20 protein-coding genes and 1 pseudogene are annotated in these 20,366 nt (G+C 66.0%); 9 read left to right on the top strand and 12 right to left on the bottom strand.

Going from position 1 to position 20,366, the window contains the following annotated elements:
* Position 1 precedes the first annotated feature (1 nt).
* Together GD429_RS25430 and GD429_RS25425 are read left to right on the top strand one after the other, a co-directional pair.
* On the top strand, positions 2-352 hold the full coding sequence (locus GD429_RS25430) for a VOC family protein (protein ID WP_152860980.1): 351 nt from the start codon (positions 2-4) through the stop codon (positions 350-352).
* A gap of 7 nt (positions 353-359) precedes the next feature.
* On the top strand, positions 360-1,220 hold the full coding sequence (locus GD429_RS25425) for a class I SAM-dependent methyltransferase (RefSeq protein ID WP_152860978.1): 861 nt from the start codon (positions 360-362) through the stop codon (positions 1,218-1,220).
* Positions 1,221-1,234: 14 nt separating this feature from the next.
* On the opposite strand, the gene GD429_RS25420 is transcribed toward GD429_RS25425, so the two are convergent.
* From GD429_RS25420 to GD429_RS25400, 5 genes are all read right to left on the bottom strand, one after another.
* On the bottom strand, positions 1,235-6,076 hold the full coding sequence (locus GD429_RS25420) for an NAD-glutamate dehydrogenase (RefSeq protein ID WP_152860976.1): 4,842 nt from the start codon (positions 6,074-6,076) through the stop codon (positions 1,235-1,237).
* A 144-nt stretch (positions 6,077-6,220) separates the two neighbouring features.
* The gene (locus GD429_RS25415; protein ID WP_152860974.1) at positions 6,221-6,442 is read right to left on the bottom strand and encodes a hypothetical protein; all 222 of its coding nucleotides are present in this window, start codon (positions 6,440-6,442) and stop codon (positions 6,221-6,223) included.
* A 106-nt stretch (positions 6,443-6,548) separates the two neighbouring features.
* On the bottom strand, positions 6,549-6,737 hold the full coding sequence (locus tag GD429_RS25410) for a 4-oxalocrotonate tautomerase (protein ID WP_105392471.1): 189 nt from the start codon (positions 6,735-6,737) through the stop codon (positions 6,549-6,551).
* Between the two features lie 60 nt (positions 6,738-6,797).
* Positions 6,798-7,574, bottom strand: coding sequence for a class II aldolase/adducin family protein (locus GD429_RS25405; RefSeq protein ID WP_152860971.1), 777 nt, complete (start codon positions 7,572-7,574; stop codon positions 6,798-6,800).
* Positions 7,549-8,442, bottom strand: coding sequence for an urea transporter (locus GD429_RS25400; protein WP_152860969.1), 894 nt, complete (start codon positions 8,440-8,442; stop codon positions 7,549-7,551). The genes GD429_RS25405 and GD429_RS25400 overlap by 26 nt, the downstream gene beginning before the upstream one ends.
* Positions 8,443-8,726: 284 nt before the next feature.
* On the opposite strand from GD429_RS25400, the gene GD429_RS25395 reads away from it, so the two are divergent.
* A complete protein-coding gene (locus tag GD429_RS25395) occupies positions 8,727-10,271 on the top strand; it encodes a Fic family protein (RefSeq protein ID WP_152860967.1) in 1,545 nt (514 codons plus the stop codon).
* Positions 10,272-10,359: 88 nt separating this feature from the next.
* A complete protein-coding gene (locus GD429_RS25390) occupies positions 10,360-10,920 on the top strand; it encodes a putative glycolipid-binding domain-containing protein (protein WP_152860965.1) in 561 nt (186 codons plus the stop codon).
* Here the strand turns inward: GD429_RS25390 and GD429_RS25385 are convergent.
* The 5 genes from GD429_RS25385 to GD429_RS25365 form a co-directional block, all read right to left on the bottom strand.
* Positions 10,875-11,786 carry an alpha/beta fold hydrolase gene (locus GD429_RS25385; protein ID WP_152860963.1) on the bottom strand — a complete coding sequence of 304 codons (912 nt, stop codon included), beginning with the start codon at positions 11,784-11,786 and terminating at the stop codon, positions 10,875-10,877. The two genes, GD429_RS25390 and GD429_RS25385, sit on opposite strands and share 46 nt — an antisense overlap.
* A gap of 4 nt (positions 11,787-11,790) precedes the next feature.
* The gene (locus tag GD429_RS25380) at positions 11,791-12,696 is read right to left on the bottom strand and encodes a metal-dependent hydrolase (protein ID WP_152860961.1); all 906 of its coding nucleotides are present in this window, start codon (positions 12,694-12,696) and stop codon (positions 11,791-11,793) included.
* Entirely contained in the window at positions 12,693-13,628 is a 936-nt protein-coding gene (locus tag GD429_RS25375; protein WP_152860959.1) for an SDR family NAD(P)-dependent oxidoreductase, read from the bottom strand. Before GD429_RS25375 ends, GD429_RS25380 begins: the two co-directional genes overlap by 4 nt.
* Positions 13,629-13,649: 21 nt before the next feature.
* Positions 13,650-15,242 (bottom strand): flavin-containing monooxygenase, encoded by a 1,593-nt coding sequence (locus tag GD429_RS25370; RefSeq protein ID WP_152860957.1) that lies wholly within the window; start codon positions 15,240-15,242, stop codon positions 13,650-13,652.
* A gap of 246 nt (positions 15,243-15,488) precedes the next feature.
* On the bottom strand, positions 15,489-16,160 hold the full coding sequence (locus tag GD429_RS25365) for a lysoplasmalogenase (protein WP_152860955.1): 672 nt from the start codon (positions 16,158-16,160) through the stop codon (positions 15,489-15,491).
* A gap of 410 nt (positions 16,161-16,570) precedes the next feature.
* Here GD429_RS25365 and speB point away from each other — a divergent pair, with 410 nt between their 5' ends.
* The gene (gene speB / locus GD429_RS25360; protein ID WP_152860953.1) at positions 16,571-17,539 is read left to right on the top strand and encodes an agmatinase; all 969 of its coding nucleotides are present in this window, start codon (positions 16,571-16,573) and stop codon (positions 17,537-17,539) included.
* A gap of 220 nt (positions 17,540-17,759) precedes the next feature.
* Here speB and GD429_RS25355 read toward each other — a convergent pair whose 3' ends face one another.
* Entirely contained in the window at positions 17,760-18,134 is a 375-nt protein-coding gene (locus GD429_RS25355; protein WP_152860951.1) for a heavy metal-responsive transcriptional regulator, read from the bottom strand.
* 99 nt (positions 18,135-18,233) lie between these two features.
* On the opposite strand from GD429_RS25355, the gene GD429_RS25350 reads away from it, so the two are divergent.
* Both GD429_RS25350 and GD429_RS25345 read left to right on the top strand, forming a co-directional pair.
* Positions 18,234-19,061 (top strand): SDR family NAD(P)-dependent oxidoreductase, encoded by an 828-nt coding sequence (locus GD429_RS25350; protein WP_152860949.1) that lies wholly within the window; start codon positions 18,234-18,236, stop codon positions 19,059-19,061.
* A 104-nt stretch (positions 19,062-19,165) separates the two neighbouring features.
* Positions 19,166-19,462 carry a cupin domain-containing protein gene (locus tag GD429_RS25345; protein WP_152860947.1) on the top strand — a complete coding sequence of 99 codons (297 nt, stop codon included), beginning with the start codon at positions 19,166-19,168 and terminating at the stop codon, positions 19,460-19,462.
* 77 nt (positions 19,463-19,539) lie between these two features.
* Here GD429_RS25345 and GD429_RS42115 read toward each other — a convergent pair whose 3' ends face one another.
* Positions 19,540-19,773: a chloramphenicol phosphotransferase CPT family protein gene (locus tag GD429_RS42115; protein ID WP_227791745.1), complete on the bottom strand. Its 234-nt coding sequence runs from the start codon at positions 19,771-19,773 to the stop codon at positions 19,540-19,542.
* Between the two features lie 222 nt (positions 19,774-19,995).
* Between GD429_RS42115 and GD429_RS40615 the strand changes: the two genes are divergently transcribed.
* Together GD429_RS40615 and GD429_RS25330 are read left to right on the top strand one after the other, a co-directional pair.
* The gene (locus GD429_RS40615; protein WP_193727191.1) at positions 19,996-20,136 is read left to right on the top strand and encodes a hypothetical protein; all 141 of its coding nucleotides are present in this window, start codon (positions 19,996-19,998) and stop codon (positions 20,134-20,136) included.
* A gap of 98 nt (positions 20,137-20,234) precedes the next feature.
* Positions 20,235-20,366, top strand: a pseudogene (locus tag GD429_RS25330) (IS256 family transposase); the annotation flags it as partial.

The raw sequence follows: 20,366 nt of genomic DNA, 5'->3' as shown, positions 1-20,366 counted from the left end.
CATGTCATCCGAGCGAATCGAAGCCGTGTACCTGACGACGCACAACTGGGGCAAGTCGGCGAAATTCTTCCAGGCGCTGGGTTTCACGCTGGAGTTCGAAACCGATCACCACTCGGGCCAGCTTCGCAACGGCGACGGCCCATTTCTGTTCATCGCCGAAGTGCCGCCGGGCGAGACGCCGGACATGCAGGTCGTGCTCAAGGTGCCCGACGAGCAGGCGGTGCGGTCGCAGCCGATCGTCGATGTCGTCACGCCGTTCGAGGACACGCACTGGGGCACGCGCGACATGACCGTGCGCGACCCGGACGGCCGCGTATGGCGGCTGCAGGCGCCGTGCAAGCAGCGCGCGTGAGGCCGCTATGATTGATACCCGCGAAGACGCGCCCGACAGCACCGCCGCGCGCGTCGCGCTGTGGCGCGCGCTGCACGTCGAACTCGACGCGCCGCCGCACGTGCTCGCCGACGAAGTCGGGCTTCGACTGCTCGCGCCGGCGCCGGGCTGGCAGCAGCGCGGCGATATGGATCCGCAGTTCACGCGGCCGTTTCGCGCATCGATCGTCGCGCGGGCCCGCTTCATCGAGGATCTCGTGGTCGAGCAGGCCGCGCGCGGCGTGAGCCAGTACGTGATTCTCGGCGCGGGCCTCGACAGTTTCGTGCAGCGCCGGCCCGAGATGGCGTCGCGCTTGACCGTCTTCGAGGTCGATCCGCCGGCGCCGCAGGCATGGAAGCAGCGCCGCCTGACCGAACTCGGCTTCGGCGTGCCCGACTGGCTGCGTTTCGTGCCGGTCGATTTCGAGGCGAAGCAGTCATGGCGCGATGCGCTCGTCGGCGCGGGCTTCGATGCCGGCAAGCCGGCGGTCGTGGTATCCACCGGCGTCAGCATGTACCTGACGCGCGAAGCGAACGCGGCCGCGCTGCGCGAAGTCGCGTCGCTCGCGCCGGGTTCGACGCTCGCGATGACGTTCCTGCTGCCGCTGGAGAACGCGGATCCGGACGTGCGCCCGGGGCTGGAAATGGCTGCAAAGGGTGCGCGCGCGAGCGGCACGCCGTTCATCAGCTTCTTCATGCCGGCGCAGATCCAGGCGCTCGCGCTGGAGGCCGGCTTCGCGACTGCCGCGCACGTATCGGCCGCGGAACTGGCGCGTCGCTATTTCGCCGATCGCACGGACGGCCTGCGGCCACCGAACAACGCGGAAGAGCTGCTGGTCGCGACGGTCTGACCCTGCCCGAACCGTTATGCGCGTTCGAGCACGGCCATCTCCCGCACGATCACGAGCAGCACCGCGAGGCTGGCGCCGCCCGACGCGCGCAGGTCAGCGAGCAGGTGCTCGTAGCGGGCGAGCGCGGCGTCGCGGCGCTCGTGCCATGCGCCGACGATCGTCTCCGGCGTGGTCGAATCCGGCGATTCGGCGAGCGCGCTCGTCGCGAGCGTGCGCTTCAGCCGCGCGACTTCCGCGAGCGCGGCTGCGCGCGCGAGCATGTCCCAGTGCGTCGGCGTCGGCAGCGTCGCCGCGCGTTCGCCGATCCATCCGTAATTGAGCAGCGTGCCGAGCGAGAAATAGACGCCCGCGACGAGTTCGAGGCTGCGATTGCAGGTCGCGGCCACTTCGGCGATGTCGAGCAGCGCGGCCGAGATGTCGCCGCTCGCGACACGCACCGCGAGCGCGCTGTCGACACCGGCTTCAACGAGCACGCGCTGCCGCTCGGACAGCGCTTCGAGCGCGTCGGCCGGCAGCAGCGACGGCAGTTGCGGCGCGAGCCGCTGCGCCGCGTCGCGGCAGCGCGCGATCAGCTCGGCAACGCCGCCATCGGCCACCGCGCCGGACTGCAGGTGCCGCAGGAACCACAGCGCCGCGCGTTCCAGCAGCCGCGCGACATCGACGAACATGCGCGCCTGCACGTCGTCGGCGACGCGGTTGTCGAGCGCGTCGATGTCGCGCCATACCGCATCGAGGTCGAACACGTCGCGCGCCATGATGCACGCACGCACGATGTCGCCGGGCTTCGCGTCGGTTTCCTCCATCAGCCGATGCACGAACGCGCAGCCGACGCGATTGACGAGCGCATTGGTCAGGTGCGTCGCGAGTATCTCGCGGCGCAGCGGATGGCGGCGCATCGGCTCGCTGAAGCGCTGCTGCAGCGGTGTCGGGAAGTAGTCGACGAGCATCGCGGCGACCAGCGGATCCTCGGGCACGTCGGATTCGAGCAGCGCGTCGTAGAGCCACATCTTGCTGTACGCGAGCAGCACCGCACGCTCCGGCGACGTGAGGCCGAGTTTCGCGGCTTGCCGTTCGGCGACTTCGTCGTCGGTCGGCAGGAATTCGATCACGCGGTTCAGGCGGCCCGCGCGTTCGAGCCAGCGCATCAGGCGCGCCTCGGCGTCGAGCTGCTCGACGCCGTAGCGGCCCGCGATCGACAGCGCCTGCGTCTGGTAGTAGTTGTCGCGCAGCACGAGCAGCCCGACCTCGTCGGTCATCTCCGCGAGCAGCGCGTTGCGCTGCTTCTCGGTCATCTCGCCGTCGGAGACGACGAGCCCGAGCAGGATCTTGATGTTGACTTCGTGATCCGAACAATCGACGCCGGCCGAGTTGTCGATCGCATCGGTGTTGATGCGGCCGCCGCGCTGCGCGAACTCGATGCGGCCGAACTGCGTGCAGCCGAGGTTGCCGCCTTCGCCGACCACCTTGCAGCGCAGGTCCGAACCGTTCACGCGCACCGCGTCGTTTGCGCGGTCGCCGACCTGCAGGTGGGTTTCGCGCGCGGCCTTCACGTAGGTGCCGATGCCGCCGTTGTACAGCAGGTCGACCGGCGCCTGCAGGATCGCGCGGATCAGCTCGGTCGGCGGCAGCGCTTGCGCGTCGATGCCGAGCGCGGCCTGCACGGCCGGCGACAGCGGGATCGTCTTCGCGGTGCGCGGATAGACGCCGCCGCCTGCCGAAATCGCGGCCGGATCGTAGTCGGCCCAGCTCGACCGTTCGAGCGCGAACATGCGCTGGCGCTCCGCGAAGCTGACCGCCGGATCGGGGTTCGGGTCGAGGAACACGTGCCGGTGATCGAACGCGGCGACGAGCCGGATATGCGGCGACAGCAGCATCCCGTTGCCGAACACGTCGCCCGACATGTCGCCGACGCCGACCACCGTGAAGTCGGTCGTCTGCGTATCGATGCCCATCTCGCGGAAGTGCCGCTTCACCGATTCCCAGGCGCCGCGCGCGGTGATCGCCATCTTCTTGTGGTCGTAGCCGACCGAGCCGCCGGACGCGAACGCGTCGTCGAGCCAGAAGCCGTATTCGTGCGAGATCGCGTTCGCGTAGTCGGAGAAGGTGGCCGTGCCCTTGTCGGCGGCGACGACCAGATACGGATCGTCGGGGTCGTGGCGCACGACGTCGGGCGGCGGCACGATCGCGTTGCCGACCAGGTTGTCGGTCAGGTCGAGCAGGCCGCGCAGGAATGTCTGGTAGCACGCGATGCCTTCGCGCATCCACGCCTCGCGATCGCTCGGCGGCGGCGGGTTCTTCACGACGAAGCCGCCTTTCGAGCCGACCGGCACGATCACGACGTTCTTCACCATCTGCGCCTTCATCAGCCCGAGCACCTCGGTGCGGAAATCCTCGCGGCGATCCGACCAGCGCAGGCCGCCGCGCGCGACGCGCCCGCCGCGCAGGTGCACGCCCTCGACACGCGGCGAATACACCCAGATCTCGAACATCGGCTTCGGTTCGGGCAGGCCCGGCACTTTCGCCGGATTGAACTTGAACGACAGGTAGGGTTTCGATTCGCCGTTCGCGTCGAGCAGGAAGTAGTTGGTGCGCTCGGTCGCGTTGATCACGCCGAGGAACTGGCGCAGGATGCGGTCCTCGTCGAGGTTCGGCACCTGGTCGAGCGCGCCCTCGATCGCCTTCAGCAGCCGTTCGGCCTGCACGTCGCGCGCGTCGCCGGTGCGCGGGTCGAAGCGCAGCAGGAACAGCTCGACGAGCTGGCGCGCGATCGCAGGATTGCCGGTCAGCGCGCGTTCGATGTACGCGTCGCTGAAGGTCGAGCCGACTTGCCGCAGGTATTTCGCATACGCGCGCAGGATCGTCACTTCGCGTGCGTTCAGGTGCGCGCGCAGCACGAGGCGGTTGAAGTCGTCGTTCTCGATCCGGCCGTTCCAGATCCGGTCGAACGCATCCTCGAACAGGCCTTTCACGCGCTCGATGTCGAACTCGGTATCGTCGGCGAGTTCGAGCCCGAAGTCGTGCACCCACGCATGCGCGCCGTCCTGCGTCTGGATCCGGTACGGCCGCTCCTCGTCGACGCGCACGCCGAGATGCTCGAGCATCGGCAGGCTGCGCGACAGCGCGATCGGGTCGCCCGAGCGATAGACCTTGAAGCGGAACGCGCGCGCCTCGGCCTCGATCGGCCGGTACAGGTTCATCGCGAGCTGGCCCGAATCCTTCACGCGCTCGATCAGCTCGATGTCGCGCACGGCCGTGCGCGCCGGATAGTCGTCGCGATAGCCGGCCGGGAACGAATCGGCATAGCGTTGCAGCAGGCGGTTGCCTTGCTCTTCGCCGAACGCGTCGAGCAGCGCGTCGGCGAGATCGTCCTGCCAGCGGCGCGCCACCTGCACGAGCCGCGTCTCGAGCTCGCGCGTATCGACGTCGGGCATCGTGCCCGGCTCCGCATGCACGACGAAATGAATGCGTGCGATCGCCGATTCCGACAGCAGCGGCGTGAATTCGACGTTCACGCCGTTGTACGCGTCGACGAGCAGCTTCGCGATGCGGCGGCGCAGGTCGGTGTTGTACTTGTCGCGCGGCACGAACACGAGGCACGACACGAAGCGGTCGAACCGGTCGCGGCGCACGAACAGGCGCGTGCGCTGGTGCTCCTGCAGCCGCAGGATGCCGAGCGCGATGTCGTAGAGCTGGTCTTCGTCGGCCTGGAACAACTCGTCGCGCGGATAGGTTTCGAGCACCGTCACGAGCGTCTTGCCGAGATGTCCCTTCGGCAGGAAGCCCGCGCGCCGCACGATGTTCGCGCACTTGCGGCGCACGATCGGGATCTCGGCGCTCGACACCATGTATGCGGTCGACGTGTAGAGCCCGATGAAACGACGCTCGCCGGTGATCTTGCCGTCGGCGCCGACGAGCTTCACGCCCACGTAGTCGAGATAGCCGGGCCGGTGCACGGTCGCGCGCGAATTCGCCTTGGTCAGGAAGATCGGCCAGGAGCCGGTGATGATGTCGGCGGCGGCCGGCGGCAGCGGCGTCACGTCGGACGCGCCCGACGTGCGCAGCGATTCGCGCAGGATGCCGAGGCCCGTGCCCTCGATGCCGCGCAGGCCGAAGCCCGTGCCATCCGACACCAGCGCGTAGTCGCGGTGGCCGAGGAACGTGAAGTGATCGGCGGCCATCCATTCGACGAACGCGCGCGCCTCGATGTCTTCCGCGGTCGATTCGCGCGCCTTCATGTCCTTGATCGTCGCGCGCGCGATCTCGACGATCTTCGGCCAATCCTCGACCGATGCGCGCACGTCGCCGAGCACGCGCGCGATGTCCTCGCGCAGCGTGTCGAGCAGTGCCGCGTCGCCGCAGCGATCGACTTCGAAATGGATGAACGACGCGAGTTGCGACTGGCCGTCGCCGGGCGTCGCGCCGCCCGCGTCGACGCGCTCGATGCCGCCGTTGGCGCCGCGCCAGAGGCGGAACACGGGATGCAGCGCCGAATGCAGCGCGAGCCCGAGGCGGTTGACGGCCATCGTCACCGAGTCGACGAGGAACGGCATGTCGTCGTTGACGATCTCGATGACCGTGTGGTCGGAGTGCCAGCCGTGCTGTTCGAGGATCGGGTTGTACACGCGCAGCCGCTCGCTGCCGGGCACGTATTTCTGGGCGGTTTGCCAGTGCGCCATCGCGGCGCCGTACAGATCGGCGATGCCGCGGTTCTCGATATCGTCGGCGTCGACGAAATCGTAGTAATGACGCAGGAAAGGTTCGACGATCCGGAATGTGGCTTCGGGCAGGCGCCCGCGCGCGAATTCGACGACGTCGGAGAGCAGGTGTGCGACGACTTCCTCGTTCTTCGCTTCCATGGCGGTCTCCCGGGTGGCCATTGGCTGCTGCGTCTGTCCGGCATTATGCGCCGATTGCGTGACAAAGCGATGTGCGGGCGCACAACGGGAGAGGCGGGAGAAGGCCCGCGGGCAGCGCCCGTCGCAGGGCGCTGCAGAGGCGGGTCAGGTCAGCTCCGGCGGCTTCAGGTCGGGATGCCTTGCGTAGAGCGGATTCATGAAGTCGGCCAGCATCGTGGTCAGCACCTGCGACACGAATTCGCGGTAGGCGACGAATTCGTGCTCGGGGCACGTCTCTTTGACCTGATGGAGCGATCGATCCAGTGTCGCGCCCATCGACATGATCATTTCGTTCAGCGTCGTGGCGATGTGTTTGTCTTCGATCATGCGGTCTCCATCGAGTGCCGTTTTGTGCGGTGCGTTCGTTCGGGTGTCACCGCAGTTCGAGCACATATCGCCCGGCAGGTTCCGCCGTCCGCCGAGGTGACGCTTGTCAGCCCTCGTCGCTCCACAGTTTCCCGGCCGTCGCCCAGTTCTCCTTCTTCACGTCGGTGAGAATAATGTCGACCGAGCCCGGCGCGCAGCCGAGCGTCTCGCACGTGACGCGCGTGATTGCTTCGACGAATTCGCGCTTCTGTTCGACGGTGCGGCCTTCGAACAGCTGGATATTGAAAGTCGGCATGACAGGTGCTCCGGTTGGGTTTGAACGATTCGGCCGCGGGTGGCGGCCATGGTTGCAACGTCAGTCGCGATACGAAGGATCGATCCGGTCGAGCCGGCGCAGCAGCGCCGGCCATTCGAGTTCGCCTTCGATTGCGCCGCCGTCGCGCAGTTGTTCGGCGGTGCGGTCGGCGGCGGCCGGGGCGGGCAGCACGAGCGGCCCGCCGCCTGCCTGTGCGCGGATCTGGATGTCGCACGCCTTGATCAGCGTATCCATCAGCACATAGGCTTCGGCAACGGTGCGGCCGACCGTCAGCGTGCCGTGATTGCGCAGCAGCATCGCGGATTTCGCGCCGAGGCTTGAAGTAAGCCGCGCGCCTTCGGCCGGCGAGAACGCGAGCACCTCGTAGTCGTGGTACGCGAGGTCGCCATGAAAGCGCAGCGCGTGCTGCGATGCGGGCAACAGCCCGTCGCGCTGGATCGACACGGCAATGCCGGCCGTATTGTGCAGATGCATCACGCACACGGCGTCGGCGCGCGCGGCGTGCACGGCCGCATGCAGCGCGAAGCCTGTTACGTTGACCGCGTGTTCGCCGTCGCCGATCCGGTTGCCGGCCAGGTCGATCTTCACGAGGTTCGATGCGCGGACCTCGTCGAACGCGAGGCCGAACGGGTTGATCAGGAAGTGGCCGGGCTCGCCGGGCACGGTCGCGGAAAGGTGCGTGTAGATCAGGTCGTCCCAGCTGTTCAGCGCGACGAGCCGATACGCGGCGGCGAGATCGACGCGCAGCCGGCGTTCGGCGTCCGAGATCGGGCCGCCGGGTTTCACGGCATCAGGACGGTGTGCGAATGACGACATCGGGTTCTCCGAGGGTGAAGCGGCGCGCGACGGCCACCGTGACCCACGACGCGAGCGCGAACGGCGCCGTGAACGCGGGGATGCCCGCGCGCGTCGCGAGCCACTGGATCAGCGCGGCGAGTGCGGCGGCCGCGAACGCCGCGCGCGGGCCGCGCGGCGCCAACGCGAGCGCGGCGAGCGCGCCGTTGAAGCCGAGCTGGCCGTCGGCAAACAACACGCCGTTCGCGCCGAGCGCGAGCAGCAGCACGGTCGACACGATGGCGCCGCCCAGCGCGAGCGCGGCCGCGCGACGCGACGCGGCTGCGATGCCGGCGACGATCAGTGCGCCGGCCCACGCGCCTTGCGCGAAGGTGGTCTGCGCGACGCCCGAGAGCAGCGCGTCGGCGACGGAAGACAGCGTCAGTGTCGCGCCGACCGTCGCGTCGCTCGCATGCTGCGGCGCGACAAACGGCAGCCACAGCGCGGTAACGGCCAGGCACGGGCTCGAATACGGGCACTGCCGCCAGCGGGCGAGCGGGGCGCGCATCGCGCGCTGCACGAGTGCCGCGCCGATGGCGACCAGCGGCACCAGCGCGAGCGCGGCGAGCGGATGGGGCGCGATCAGCACGGCGATCAGCGCGGCGAGCGCGCCGTTGAAGCCGTGCAGCCCCTGTTCGACGGCGCGGCGCTCGGCGCCGGACAGCACGGCGGTCATGCTCGCGGCGGCCGAGCCGACCAGCGCCGCGCACGCGAGCCGCGCGTCGGTCAACGCCAGCGCGGCGAGCAGCAGCGCGCCGGTGAACGCATTCGCCTGCAGCACGATCTGCCCGATGCCGCGCAGCAGGATGCGCAGGTCGATCGACGGCGAGGCGGGGCGGGCGGTAGGCATGATGGCGGCGGGACAGGACGAGCCGCGAGCATAGGACACAATTTCATGCACCGGAATAGGGAATCCTGGATAGTCAGGATTTGTCGGTGGCGCCCCGAATTGGGGCGGAAAGCGTTGTCCAAGATGCGTTTGTCAGGCGCATTAGCGTTTTTTTGGGGTTTCTCTATTTTGGTAGCAAATTTTTGCCGTCGTTAGAGTTTCCGTGCGCATGCTAACGCGTTAGCGTTTTCGGGTAGGATCCGGGAATTGGTAGTATTTTCGCGGCCTCGGTAGGAGATTTTTCCATGCAAGTCGGCTTCAAGGCTCTGGCTGCTCGCTACGGTATTACGCTCGCACAACCTCTGCGTGTCGATTCGGTCATCGGCGCCGGGCGTGCTAGCCGGGAGACCGATGAGCTGGTAGAAAACCGGTATCCGCCCAGCTATCGACCCACCGACGACTTCGCCGGCCATTTTGAATTCGGACTCAAGTACGAAGAGCTTCACTTCGAGTTTTTTGCACGCCTGTTTGCAGCCGTGGGACCGGAACCGATCGAAATGTGGTGCCGAAACGCCCCCTTTGGCCAATACGCCCGACGCACGGGTTTCCTGTACGAGTGGCTGACAGGCAGGCGCCTGGATGTGCCTGACGTGACCAACGGCGGCTATGTCAACGCCGTTTCTCCGACTGAATACCTTACCCGCACGGAGTCGCTTCGGGTTCGCCGTTGGCGCGTGCACGACAACTTGCCGGGCACGCCCGCGTTCTGCCCGCTGGTTCGGCGAACCGCGGCGGTGCAGGCAGCGCTGCAGTTCGATTTGGGCACCGCATTGAGAGAGTTGGATCGCGTCTTCGGGGCTGACATCCTGATGCGGACAGCCAGCTGGTTGACGTTCAAGGAGTCGCGGGCGAGCTTTCTCATTGAGAAAGAGGCTGATCAGGCCGACCGCATCCAGCGGTTTGCACATGTCATCGCGCAATACTGCGGCCGTATCGACGCTCCACTAAGCGACCGTAGCCTGCATACTCTGCAAGCCGGCATTCTGGGCCACGATGCGTTCGGTTTGGGGTTGCGGCGTTCGCCGGTCTTTGTGGGGCAGGCGACGATGCGCGAGAACATCGTGCATTACATTGCCCCAGCGTTCGAGGACGTGGCGGCGATGCTGGAGGGCCTCGGTGAATTCGAGGCCGCGACTCGAGGCGCAGAGCCGCTGGCACGTGCCGCTGCGTTGGCGTTCGGCTTCGTTTATATCCACCCTATGCGTGACGGCAACGGCCGGATTCATCGCTTCCTGATCAACGATTCTCTGGTGCGGGACAAGGCGGTGCCGGATGGCGTGATATTGCCGATCTCGGCAACCATCACGAGTTCGACGGAGTTCCGTGCCGGTTACGATCGCACGCTCGAAGTGTTTTCTCGCTGCTTCATGCGTCGCTATGCAACGTCCTATCGTTTCGGAGAACTGGTGACCTATGAGGACGGGACGCTGAGCAACTTCGTGTTCGACAACTACGAAGATGCGCGCTTCGTCTGGCGTTATCCGGATCTGACGGCTCACGTCCTGTATACCGCGCGAGTTGTCGAGCACACGATTCGCACGGAGATGGCCGATGAAGCCAGGACGCTGACGATCTTTCAGCTTGCCCAGGAGCGGCTCAAGGAGGTCGTCGAGATGCCGGGCCCGGATGCGGACCGTATCATCCGCTCTGTCAAGGAAAACGGCTGGCAAATCTCCGGCAAGCTGAAGCAGCAGTATCCGCAGCTGGAGAATGAGCGCAGGGCGTCGCGAGTCGTGGAAGCTATCCGGTCCTCGTTTGAAGGCAGGGACATGAACTTCGACAACGAATGACGCGCATTGGATTTACCGACAATGAAATTCCGGATGGTCAGGATGTATGCGACGATCCTCCGCATTGAGTAAACCGGGAGGCGGAACGATGCGCGAAGTGCGTTGGGCGTCGCTCGAAGGCGACGGGGTCGAACATCTGACGTTCGACCGGAGCGGCGGCGGAATCGTCGTCGAAAGCGCGGTGGTGGGCCAGCGGTACGGCCGCGCATACGGGCTCGCGTATCGCGTCGAGTGCGATCCGCACTGGCGCGTGACGTATGCGGTGCTCAAGGTGATGGGCGGCGGCACGCTCGAACTGCGCGGCGACGGCGCAGGACACTGGCACGACGGCGCGGGCCGCGCGCTGCCGGCGCTCGACGGCTGCGTCGACATCGACATCGCGGCAACACCGTTCACGAATTCGCTGCCGATCGGCCGCCTCGGGCTCGCGCGCGGCGAGCGGCGGCCGATCGACGTCGCGTATATCTCGACGCCGGACCTGAAGGTCACGCCGGTCAAGCAGGCCTACGCGTGCATCGAGCCGGGCCGGCGCTACCGCTACGAAGGCATCTTCCGCAATTTCACGGCCGAGATGGACATCGACGACGACGGGCTCGTCGTCGACTACGAGACGCTGTTCAGGCGCCTGCCGACGCCGGCGGTGCGCTGAACCGCGGCGTTCGTGACCGCCGGCCGCTCCTGCGCGGACGCGAAGCGGTCGATCCGCGACGCGATCATGTCCGGGTGGCGCAGCACGATCCAGTGCGTGCCGTCGATCTCCTCGCGCACGTGGTCGCCGAGCCAGCGGTCGAGGTCGATCGACATCTCGGGCGTCACGTAGCGGTCGCGCACGGGCACCAGGATCTGCACGGGCGCCTGTGCGTACCGTTCGCGCGGCTTGCGTGCCCGTGCGAGAAAGTTCGCGCGATAAAGGTGCAGGCCGTTCAGCGCATTCTTCAGTTGCACGGGATCGCGCTCGGCGCGCACGCGTTCGGTGAGCTGCAGCCAGCGCGGCCACAGCGCCGCGCCGCCGAGCCGCCACACCAGCGACGGCACGAGCGGCAGGTGGAAGAACGCGATGTACCACGATTTCAGGCTCTGCTTGAGCCGCAGCTTCGCGCGGAATACGTGATCGAGGCATGGGCCCGAGATCGACGTATACGACGCGATCCGGCCGCGGAACGCGGGGTCGGTCACGGCCTCCCAGCACTGGATCGAGCCCCAGTCGTGGCCGACGAGATGGAACGGCCGGCCGCCGCAGGTCGCGTTGGCTACCGCCTTCAGGTCGTCGGCAAGCCGTGCGAGCGTGTAGTCGGCACGGCGGCGCGGCGCATCGGATGCGCCGGCGCCGCGCACGTCGTACGCGATCACGCGGTAGCGCTTCGCGAGCCGTGCGCGGATCGGCGCCCACACGACTGCCGAATCGGGGTAGCCGTGCACGAGGATCAGCGGCGGCGCGCGACGCGATCCGCTCACGTAGACGGCGAGTTTCACGTCGCCGGACTGGACGGTCAGCATCTCGTGCGCGCGCGCCATGGCGTCATGCCTGCGCAACCGGGTGCAGCGGCACGCGGCGCGGGGCGGCCTGCGCCGCGTAGCGCGCGTTGGTCGCGTCGATGTTCTCGAGCAGCGTGTCGAGCCCCTGCAGGTACTGGTGGTTGTCGTGGTCCCACGGGTGGAAGCCCGGGCGGAAGTAGTCGAGCCATTCGCGCGCGATGCTCGGGAACACGCCGTGCTTCGGGCCGTACAGGTACTTCACGAGGCACCACATGCCGCCGAACTTGCCGTGTTCGCGACGGTGTGCGCGCATCAGGCGCACGTGGAAGTCGAACACGATCGTCCAGAAGAACACGGTCGTCGTCAGCATCGTGCCCGTGCGCAGCAGGTAGCTGCCGAGGCCCGGCTTCATCACGGTGGTCCATACGTCGTACGACACCGCCTTGTGCTCGGTTTCCTCCATCGCATGCCACATCCACATCTGCTGGTAGCCTTCGACCGATCCGTCGATGCGGTGCTCGTGGCCCGACAGCAACTGGTTCGCGAGGATCGCCGTGTAGTGCTCGAGCGCGATCGTGATCGCGAGCTGCATCGAATGCGGCAGCGCCTTCTTGAACCAGCCGAGGATCGTCCACAGGCGCTTGTCGAGCTTGTGCGCGGGCAGGCCCGACGCCTGCAGCAGGTCGTTGTACTCGATGTGCTCGCGCGTATGCATCGCTTCCTGGCCGATGAAGCCGAGCACCTGCTTCTTCAGCTCGGGGTCCTCGATCCGGTCGCGGTAGTTGCGCACCGAATCCATGAAGAAGCGTTCGCCGGCCGGGAACAGCAGCGACAGCGCGTTCATGAAGTGCGTGACCGGCACGCCCTGCACGTGCCAGTCGCGCGCGCGTTCGGGCGGCAGCGCGAAACGGATGTCGCGCCGCACGGGCATCATGTTCGGGGTCGTCATGATTGTTCTCCTCCCTGATTACCTGCATTGTTGTAGGTTGCGTGCAGCGGTGCGGGCGCCGGCGTGCCGCGGGCGGCGTCGCGGCGGGCCCTGGCGGCCTCGCGGCGCGTCGCGAGCACGACGAGCGCCTGGTACGCGGACGGCAGGATGCGCGCCATCCAGTCGCCGGCCTTCGCATCGCGGCCGATCAGCACACGGCGCTTGTTGCGGCGCACGCCGGCGAGGATCGTGCGCGCGGCGTCGTCGGCGGTCGTGATGAAGAACTTCTCGAACGTGTCCCGGCCTTGCTGCTCGCTCGCGACCATGAAGCCGACCATGTTCTTCGACACGCGGCTGGCCTGCGCGATGTTCGTGCGGATGCCGCCCGGATGCACGCAGGTTGCCGACACGCCGCACTTCATCATGTCGAGCTCCTGGCGCAGCGATTCGGTAAAGCCGCGCACCGCGAACTTGGTCGCGTTGTAGCCGCTCATGCCCGGCTGCGCGAAGATCCCGAACAGGCTCGACGTGTTGATCACGTGGCCGTCGCCGGATGCCTTCAGGTGCGGCAGGAACGCCTTCGTGCCGTGCACGACGCCCCAGAAATTGATGTTCACGATCCACTCGAGATCGCTGTATTCCATCCCTTCGATCGTGCTCGACAGCGCGACGCCCGCGTTGTTGAAGATCAGGTTGACCTTGCCGTGTTCCTTCGCGGTGTCGTCGGCCCACGCGAACATCGCGTCGCGCTCGCCGACGTCGAGCACGCGCGTCGACACGCGCACGTTCGGCGCGATCGCGCGGACGATTCGTTCGGTTTCCGCGAGGCCGACGCCGTTCTTGTCGGCGAGCGACACGTGGCAGCCGGCCTGCGCGAGCTGGATCGCGAGCGAGCGGCCCATGCCCGAGCCGGCACCCGTGATCGCGGCGACCTTGTTGGCGAAATCTCTCATGTCGTTGGCTCCTTGTCTGGCTCAGGCCGCTTCGGCGGATGCGGAAGCGGAAGCGGAAGCGGAAGCGGCGGGCGCGGCGACGGGCCGCACGATCGTGTCGTGCGGTGCGCGATACGCGTGGTAATCGGCGATCGAGAAGTGCGCGGTTGCCTGGCGGAAGCGCCACGTGAAGCCCGGCCACAGCGTCGTGTTCTTGCCCGTGCGCGGATCGAGATACCAGCTCTTGCAGCCGCCCGTCGACCAGATCGCCTTCTTCAGCTTGCCCTGCAGGTCGCTGTTGAACTGCGCCTCGACGAGCGGGCGCACCTCGATCGCATCCGCGCGCTCGCGGTGCATCGCCTGCAGCGCGCCGAGGATGTATTCGATCTGCGACTCGATCATGAACACCATCGAGTTGTGGCCGAGGCCCGTGTTCGGGCCGACGATCATGAAGAAGTTCGGGTAGCCGGGCAGCGTCGAGCCGAGATACGCGTGCGCGCCGTCGCGCCATGCGTCGACGATGTCGAGGCCGCCGCGGCCGACGATCGCGCCGCGCGGATACGGATCGGCGACCTGGAAGCCGGTGCCGTAGATCAGGCAGTCGACTTCATGGCGGCGGCCGTCGGTCGTCACGACCGCGTCGGCTTCGATATGGTCGATGCCGGTCGTGATCACGTCGACGTTCTTGCGCGACAGCGCCGGGTAGTAGTCGTTCGAGATCAGCACGCGCTTGCAGCCGAGCGTGTAATTCGGCGTGACGGCCTTGCGCAGCTCCGGATCGGGAATCTGCTTGCGGATATGGCGCAGCGCGAGCTTCTGCACGTTCTTCATCAGCGACGGATGGATAGCGAAACCGAGCACGCGCGACTCGAGCATCCAGTAGATGCCGCTGCGCACGGCCTTCTGCGTGAACGGCAGCGTGCGGAACAGCCATTTCTCGAACCCGGTCAGGTTGCGGTCGGGCTTCGGCATGATCCACGGCGGCGTGCGCTGGAACAGCGCGAGTTCCTTCACGCGCGGCGCGATCTGCGGCACGAACTGGATCGCGCTCGCGCCGGTGCCGATCACCGCGACGCGCTTGCCTTCGAGCGCGTAGTCGTGATCCCACTGCTGCGAATGGAACGCGCGGCCCTTGAAATTCTCGACGCCCGGAATCGCCGGCAGCGCGGCGCGCGACAGGCCGCCCATCCCCGACACCAGCACGCGCGCACACAGCCGCTTGCCGTTCGCGAACGTGAGGCGCCAGCGTTGCGCGGCTTCGTCGTACTCGGCGCGCTGCAGCTCGTGGTTCAGGCGCAGGTGCGGGCCGATTCCGAAGCGCTGCACGCAGTCTTCCAGATACGCGCGGATCTCCGGCTGCGGCGCGAACATGCGCGTCCAGCGCGGGTTCGGCGCGAACGAGAACGAATAGACGTGCGATTGCACGTCGCATGCACACCCGGGGTAATGATTGTCGCGCCACGTGCCGCCGACCGACGCGGCCTTCTCAAGGACGACGAAGTCGGTCACGCCTGTTTGCCGCAGGCGGATCGCCATTCCGAGACCGGCGAAGCCGGTGCCGATGATGGCGATGTCGATGGTTTCGTCCAGGCCGTCGTGGCCGGGCGGACCGAAAGGCAACGTGCGAGCATTCATCCGGGTGTCTCCGATTTGGCTCATTTTTTAATGTTACATTGGTTGATGTAACGATAGTGGGTGAGCCCGGAAACCGCAAGAGGCTAGAAGCGGCGCTCTAAGGGCCGGAAACCAGGCGGGAAAAGGCTGAGCGGGGTTTGGAACGGGCCGTTTTCCGCATTGCGGAATTCGCGGAAAGGCCCGTCGATGGGGCAAGAGCAGCGGTGGACGAGACCGCCGGCATGCGGCGGTCTGTTTGAAACGGAATCAGGGGCGGATCGGGCGGGCGGCTATCTCATGGAAAACCCCGGCCACGATCGTGACCTGCGCGAGCGCGTAGAGGCCCCAGATCAGGTAATCGATGCCCGGAAAAGCGCCGAGGAACCGGCCGACACCGATCAGCGTATCGGAGCCGACGAAGATCAGGCTGCCGACGGCCACCTGCGCACCATGCGTGCGGGCGGCGAGCGCGAAGCTTGCCATCGCGCATAGCACGAGCATGTAGACGGCGACCGGCGCCAGCAGCTCGCCGAGGTGCGGCAGGAAGGCGAGGTAGAACGCCGGCGCGGCAATCCACAGCCCGACCAGCGCGGCGATGCGCCAGCCGTGCGGCCGCGCGCGCCAGCGGAAGAAAATCGCGCAATAGCACAGATGCGTGAGCAGGAACGCGCCGAGGCCGAGGACGAACGACAGCGGCCAGTCGGGCAGCGCGAGCAGCACGTCGCCGAGCACGGCCGTCGCGAGCGCCGCGCACAACCACGCGCGTTCGCGCACCGCGCCGCAGGTGCTGCCCGCCGCGAGCAGCAGGATGCCCATCGCGGCTTTCGCGGCGGCCTGGCCCGGATAGGGCGCGGCGGCGAGCGACAGCCCGTACAGCAGCGCGGCGGCGACGGCGAGCGGCCAGAGCCGGCGGTAGGTGGCGGGAAGCGTGGCGATCAAGGCGGGTGTCTCCAGTTTGTTGTTGTCTGCGGTGGACGGCGTGCCGTCGAGGGCGCGGCTGCGGCCATTATCCGGAAGAAAGGGCGCGCGAAAACCGGCGAATCCTTCTAGGACGCGGTCGGGATGGCACGTGCAGGTGTGTGCCCGCCGCCGCCGCGATCCGATGCTGCCGGGTGACGATGCGCGCGCGTTGCCGCCGGATTTTTTCAACACGTTGCCCCCGCTGAACCGGGGCAACGACTTCAGTTCGGCTTGTTATGATCGCCGCGACATTGCCGTTGTCGTTGTCCCGCCCGGCCGCGCGACTGGATGCGCAAGTCGGTGCGTGCCCGATGAATCCATGCCGTGTCCGGCCCGCGCGCCCATGCAGCGCGGGGCGGAGCCGGTTCCCCACGAACACAGGTCCGACCATGACCGAACTACTCCACGGCGACGGCGCGATCCGTCGCACCACGCCGTACGGCTCCTCGATCGAAAACACCTATGCGGGCGTGCTGTCGTTCATGCGCCGTAATTATTCACGCGGGCTCGACGGCGTCGATGTCGCGATTTCCGGCGTGCCGCTCGACCTTGCGACCACCTATCGCTCGGGCGCGCGGCTCGGACCGGCCGCGATCCGTGCGGCGAGCGTGCAGCTCGCGGAGCTCAATCCGTATCCGTGGGGCTTCGATCCGTTCGACGATCTCGCGGCCGTCGACTACGGCGACTGCTGGTTCGATGCGCACAACCCGCTGTCGATCAAGCCCGCGATCGTCGAGCACGCGCGCACGATCCTGCGTTCGGGTGCGAAGATGCTGACGCTCGGCGGCGATCACTACATCACATATCCGCTGCTGGTCGCGCACGCGGAGCGCTATGGCAAGCCGCTGTCGCTGATCCATTTCGACGCGCACTGCGATACGTGGGCCGACGACGATCCGGACAGTCTCAATCACGGCACGATGTTCTACAAGGCCGTGAAGGAAGGGCTGATCGATCCCGCAACGTCGGTGCAGGTCGGCATCCGCACGTGGAACGACGATTTTCTCGGGATCGAGCGGCTCGATGCCGCGTGGGTGCACGATCATGGTTCGCGCGCGGCGGTCGAGCGGATCGTCGACATCGTCGGCGCGCGGCCCGCGTACCTGACGTTCGACATCGACTGCCTCGATCCGGCGTTCGCGCCCGGCACGGGCACGCCGGTCGCGGGCGGGTTGTCGTCCGCGCAGGCGCTCGCGATCGTGCGTGCGCTCGGGGCGGTGAATCTGGTTGGGGCGGATGTTGTCGAGGTGGCGCCCGCTTACGATCATGCGGACATTACTGCGATCGCCGCTGCGCATGTTGCGTGCGATTTGCTGTGTCTGTGGCGGCAGAAGAAGGTGGCGGGAGCGTTGAAGTAGGGCGGCGCGCGCGGTCACGTAATGCAGAAGGCCGGCGGGCAGGGTGCCCGCCGGCCTATTTTCATGCGCCGCGCGTGACGTTTCGTGGGGCCGGCAGAACAGGGCGCTTCGCGGATTGCAGTGGTTGGCTCTGTCCGACCCCGAACGGACTCTCGCGCGATCAAGGCGGCCATTGACGCTCCTGTTCGAGGCAGCACCACACTTGCACGGCGGCGACTCATCACGCTATTTCTTCTTCGACACAATCGCCGCCAACTTTGGCCAACGCATTCAGCAACCCTGTTCGCAGCGTGATCAACGCGAGACTCTTCGCATCGAGTTCGGCGAGCTTTGCTTGCAGGCACGCGACCTTCTGCTCAACACCGAACGCTGGACTTTCCCATACGTGGACAACGTCGCCAATTTCCGCCAGCGTGAAGCCCAACGCCTTCGCGTGGACGATCAGCCTAATCCGCTGTAACGAAAGTTCTGAATAGCGCTTGTAAGTGTTCGTCGCGTTAGGTTGCGTTGCTTTGTCCAGCAGACCCATGCGCTCGTAGTAACGGACGGTGTCGCGCGATACACCCGCCCGCTTGCATAGCTCGCCGATGCGCATGCTTTCTCCAATCAATGTCGTGGAGCGTCATTTACGCTTGACCGTTGCCTATAGTCAACGGTTTAGAGTGCAACTCCGGTTCCACTTCATCAGCAAGCCATGAGCAAATCTTTCGATTTTGGCGGAAAAACAGCACTCGTCACGGGTGCATCGTCGGGTATCGGGCGCGCGTTTGCCTATGCGTTGGCCGAACGCGGTGCGAGACTCCTGCTGGTCGCGCGCTCTCACGACAAGCTGCGCGATCTGGCCGCAGAACTGCGACGCGACTATGCGTGCGACGCCGATTTTCTGACGGTCGACCTGAGCGCGGCCGACGCGGTCAACACGATCGATCGTCATCTGAAGGGGACCGGCACGTTCGTCGATGTGCTGATCAACAATGCGGGCTTCGCAGCTTACGGGCGCTTCGAAACGATTCCGTTGACGCGCCAGCGCGATGAAGTTCTGGTGAACTGCATCGCCGCGATCGAGCTGACTCATCTTCTGCTGCCGGGGATGCAAGCGCGATCCGATGGCGCAGTCATCAACGTCGCGTCAACCGCGGCATTCCAGCCCGATCCGTATATGGCCGTCTACGGCGCGACGAAGGCCTTTCTCCTGTCATTCTCGGAAGCTGTTTGGGCCGAGAACCGGCATCGGGGCATCCGGGTCGTCGCGCTATGTCCTGGCGCGACGCAAACGGCCTTTTTCGACGTTGTTGGCGCGAAGGAGGCTGCAGTCGGCGTGCCGATGCCGGTCTCGAACGTGGTGCAGGATGCGTTGCGGGCGCTCGATCGCAATCTGAGCTGTCGGGTCGTGGGGGCGCGAAATCGACTGCTTGCGAATTTGCCGAGACTACTGAACCGCCAGATGTCGGCTCGGCTCGTTGAAAGAATCCTTCGCCCAAGAGATGTTCAGGTTCTCGCGGCAACAGATACCAATGCGTAGGGTTGCGCTGTTTCCACATGCTAGTCTCTCGACGTTGCGATCCGCAGATCGTCTTCGGCGGATACCCGACTAACCTCGTTGCCCACTTCGCAGAGGAAACGCGCATGGATCGTCCGCAGGCAGTTCCAACGCAGCAGGTATTCAATGAACGCGTGATAGTCACTGAGTGGCGATTCGCACCCGGCGCCGAGACCGGCTGGCATGTTCACGGGCATGACTATGTCGTGGTGCCGCAAACGGACGGCGAACTTCTCCTCGAGACAGCGCACGGCAACCGGGAGTCGCAACTGCGCGCTGGGCAAAGTTACGCTGGGTTGAAGGGGGTGGAACATAACGTCGTCAACGCGACCGACCGCGAGGTGGTATTCATCGAGGTGGAGATTCGCCAAGGCAGCGCTTGAGAGGAAGCACGGACGAACGGCCGCTTCGAAGCGGCCCAGCCGACTGACGGCATCTGGCCCACACCTGTCCATCTGAGTTACTGGAAAACCTGCTGGTGCATCTTCGTGAATGCAGCAGGTGTCGGTTGGGTTGGTAACCACTCCGGAACCAGCTGACCGCATTCAACACTGTTCGAAGATGATGAGTCCACAACGTAGTCGTAGTGTCGGTTAGCGTGAATCGAGTGAAATTGAGACTCGGCCAGTCCGATCCTGCGGTCACCGTGGGTCTGTTCGCGCTCGATCAGAACTTCGAGCGCACAAAAAAACATTCTTCGCGCGTTCATCCAACGCTTCATAGGGTACGCCGAGGAATTTCTCGGCAAGCTCGGCGGGCTCCAGCATTTTTGCCTCGGAATAGTTTTGTCAGTCGAAAACGGGGCTGTGCTACGGACAGATCGGTGAACACGCTTCGCGACGGCGGGCTGAAATCAGCGCATACTGCTTGTGTACTCGAGCTTTCTGTCGAGCACTAATACCACTGGAGTAGTGTGATGGCAAAAGGTCAGTTGCGCAGCAATCGCGAAGCAAAGAAACCGAAGCAGCAGAAGAAGCCACCGCCCGTTTTGTCACCTTCCAAATCGGTCCAGCCCAGCGTGCGGTTTAGTTCTGCGGAAGGGCAAAAAAAGCGCTGAGGATGACGTTGTCCAGGCAAATCGTCGGCGTCGCATGGACCTATCCGTCATTTCGTGGGCGGGGCATATCATGAGGTATAAAAGTCATGGATATGCCGATGAAGAAGAAGAGGCAAACCGTAGCGCGTCAGGCAGCGGCCCGCGGGCCGCTGCCTGAGTTGCCCAAGGAACTGCTGGACCAGTTGGTCAAGGGGCCGATGACGCCGACCGAGGTTCAGGATCTGATGCTG

Origin of the sequence: Burkholderia sp. BE17, assembly GCF_009362305.1 — a bacterium.
In the GTDB taxonomy this organism is placed as follows: domain Bacteria; phylum Pseudomonadota; class Gammaproteobacteria; order Burkholderiales; family Burkholderiaceae; genus Burkholderia; species Burkholderia pyrrocinia_C.
This window is presented reverse-complemented; position numbering and strand designations above follow the sequence as displayed.

Bases quoted from the DNA above. Each gene is read 5' to 3' on its own strand.
- GD429_RS25410 (WP_105392471.1), bottom strand. From the start codon at position 6,737: ATGCCGACTTTCAATATCCAGCTGTTCGAAGGCCGCACCGTCGAACAG.
- GD429_RS25385 (WP_152860963.1), bottom strand. From the start codon at position 11,786: ATGGCGCGCGCGCACGAGATGCTGACCGTCCAGTCCGGCGACGTGAAA.
- GD429_RS25380 (WP_152860961.1), bottom strand. From the start codon at position 12,696: ATGACGACCCCGAACATGATGCCCGTGCGGCGCGACATCCGTTTCGCG.
- GD429_RS25405 (WP_152860971.1), bottom strand. From the start codon at position 7,574: ATGTCGTCATTCGCACACCGTCCTGATGCCGTGAAACCCGGCGGCCCG.
- GD429_RS25375 (WP_152860959.1), bottom strand. From the start codon at position 13,628: ATGAGAGATTTCGCCAACAAGGTCGCCGCGATCACGGGTGCCGGCTCG.
- GD429_RS25430 (WP_152860980.1), top strand. From the start codon at position 2: ATGTCATCCGAGCGAATCGAAGCCGTGTACCTGACGACGCACAACTGG.
- GD429_RS25425 (WP_152860978.1), top strand. From the start codon at position 360: ATGATTGATACCCGCGAAGACGCGCCCGACAGCACCGCCGCGCGCGTC.
- GD429_RS42115 (WP_227791745.1), bottom strand. From the start codon at position 19,773: ATGTTTTTTTGTGCGCTCGAAGTTCTGATCGAGCGCGAACAGACCCAC.
- GD429_RS25400 (WP_152860969.1), bottom strand. From the start codon at position 8,442: ATGCCTACCGCCCGCCCCGCCTCGCCGTCGATCGACCTGCGCATCCTG.
- GD429_RS25395 (WP_152860967.1), top strand. From the start codon at position 8,727: ATGCAAGTCGGCTTCAAGGCTCTGGCTGCTCGCTACGGTATTACGCTC.
- GD429_RS40615 (WP_193727191.1), top strand. From the start codon at position 19,996: ATGGCAAAAGGTCAGTTGCGCAGCAATCGCGAAGCAAAGAAACCGAAG.
- GD429_RS25350 (WP_152860949.1), top strand. From the start codon at position 18,234: ATGAGCAAATCTTTCGATTTTGGCGGAAAAACAGCACTCGTCACGGGT.
- GD429_RS25415 (WP_152860974.1), bottom strand. From the start codon at position 6,442: ATGATCGAAGACAAACACATCGCCACGACGCTGAACGAAATGATCATG.
- GD429_RS25345 (WP_152860947.1), top strand. From the start codon at position 19,166: ATGGATCGTCCGCAGGCAGTTCCAACGCAGCAGGTATTCAATGAACGC.
- GD429_RS25370 (WP_152860957.1), bottom strand. From the start codon at position 15,242: ATGAATGCTCGCACGTTGCCTTTCGGTCCGCCCGGCCACGACGGCCTG.
- speB (WP_152860953.1), top strand. From the start codon at position 16,571: ATGACCGAACTACTCCACGGCGACGGCGCGATCCGTCGCACCACGCCG.
- GD429_RS25390 (WP_152860965.1), top strand. From the start codon at position 10,360: ATGCGCGAAGTGCGTTGGGCGTCGCTCGAAGGCGACGGGGTCGAACAT.
- GD429_RS25355 (WP_152860951.1), bottom strand. From the start codon at position 18,134: ATGCGCATCGGCGAGCTATGCAAGCGGGCGGGTGTATCGCGCGACACC.
- GD429_RS25420 (WP_152860976.1), bottom strand. From the start codon at position 6,076: ATGGAAGCGAAGAACGAGGAAGTCGTCGCACACCTGCTCTCCGACGTC.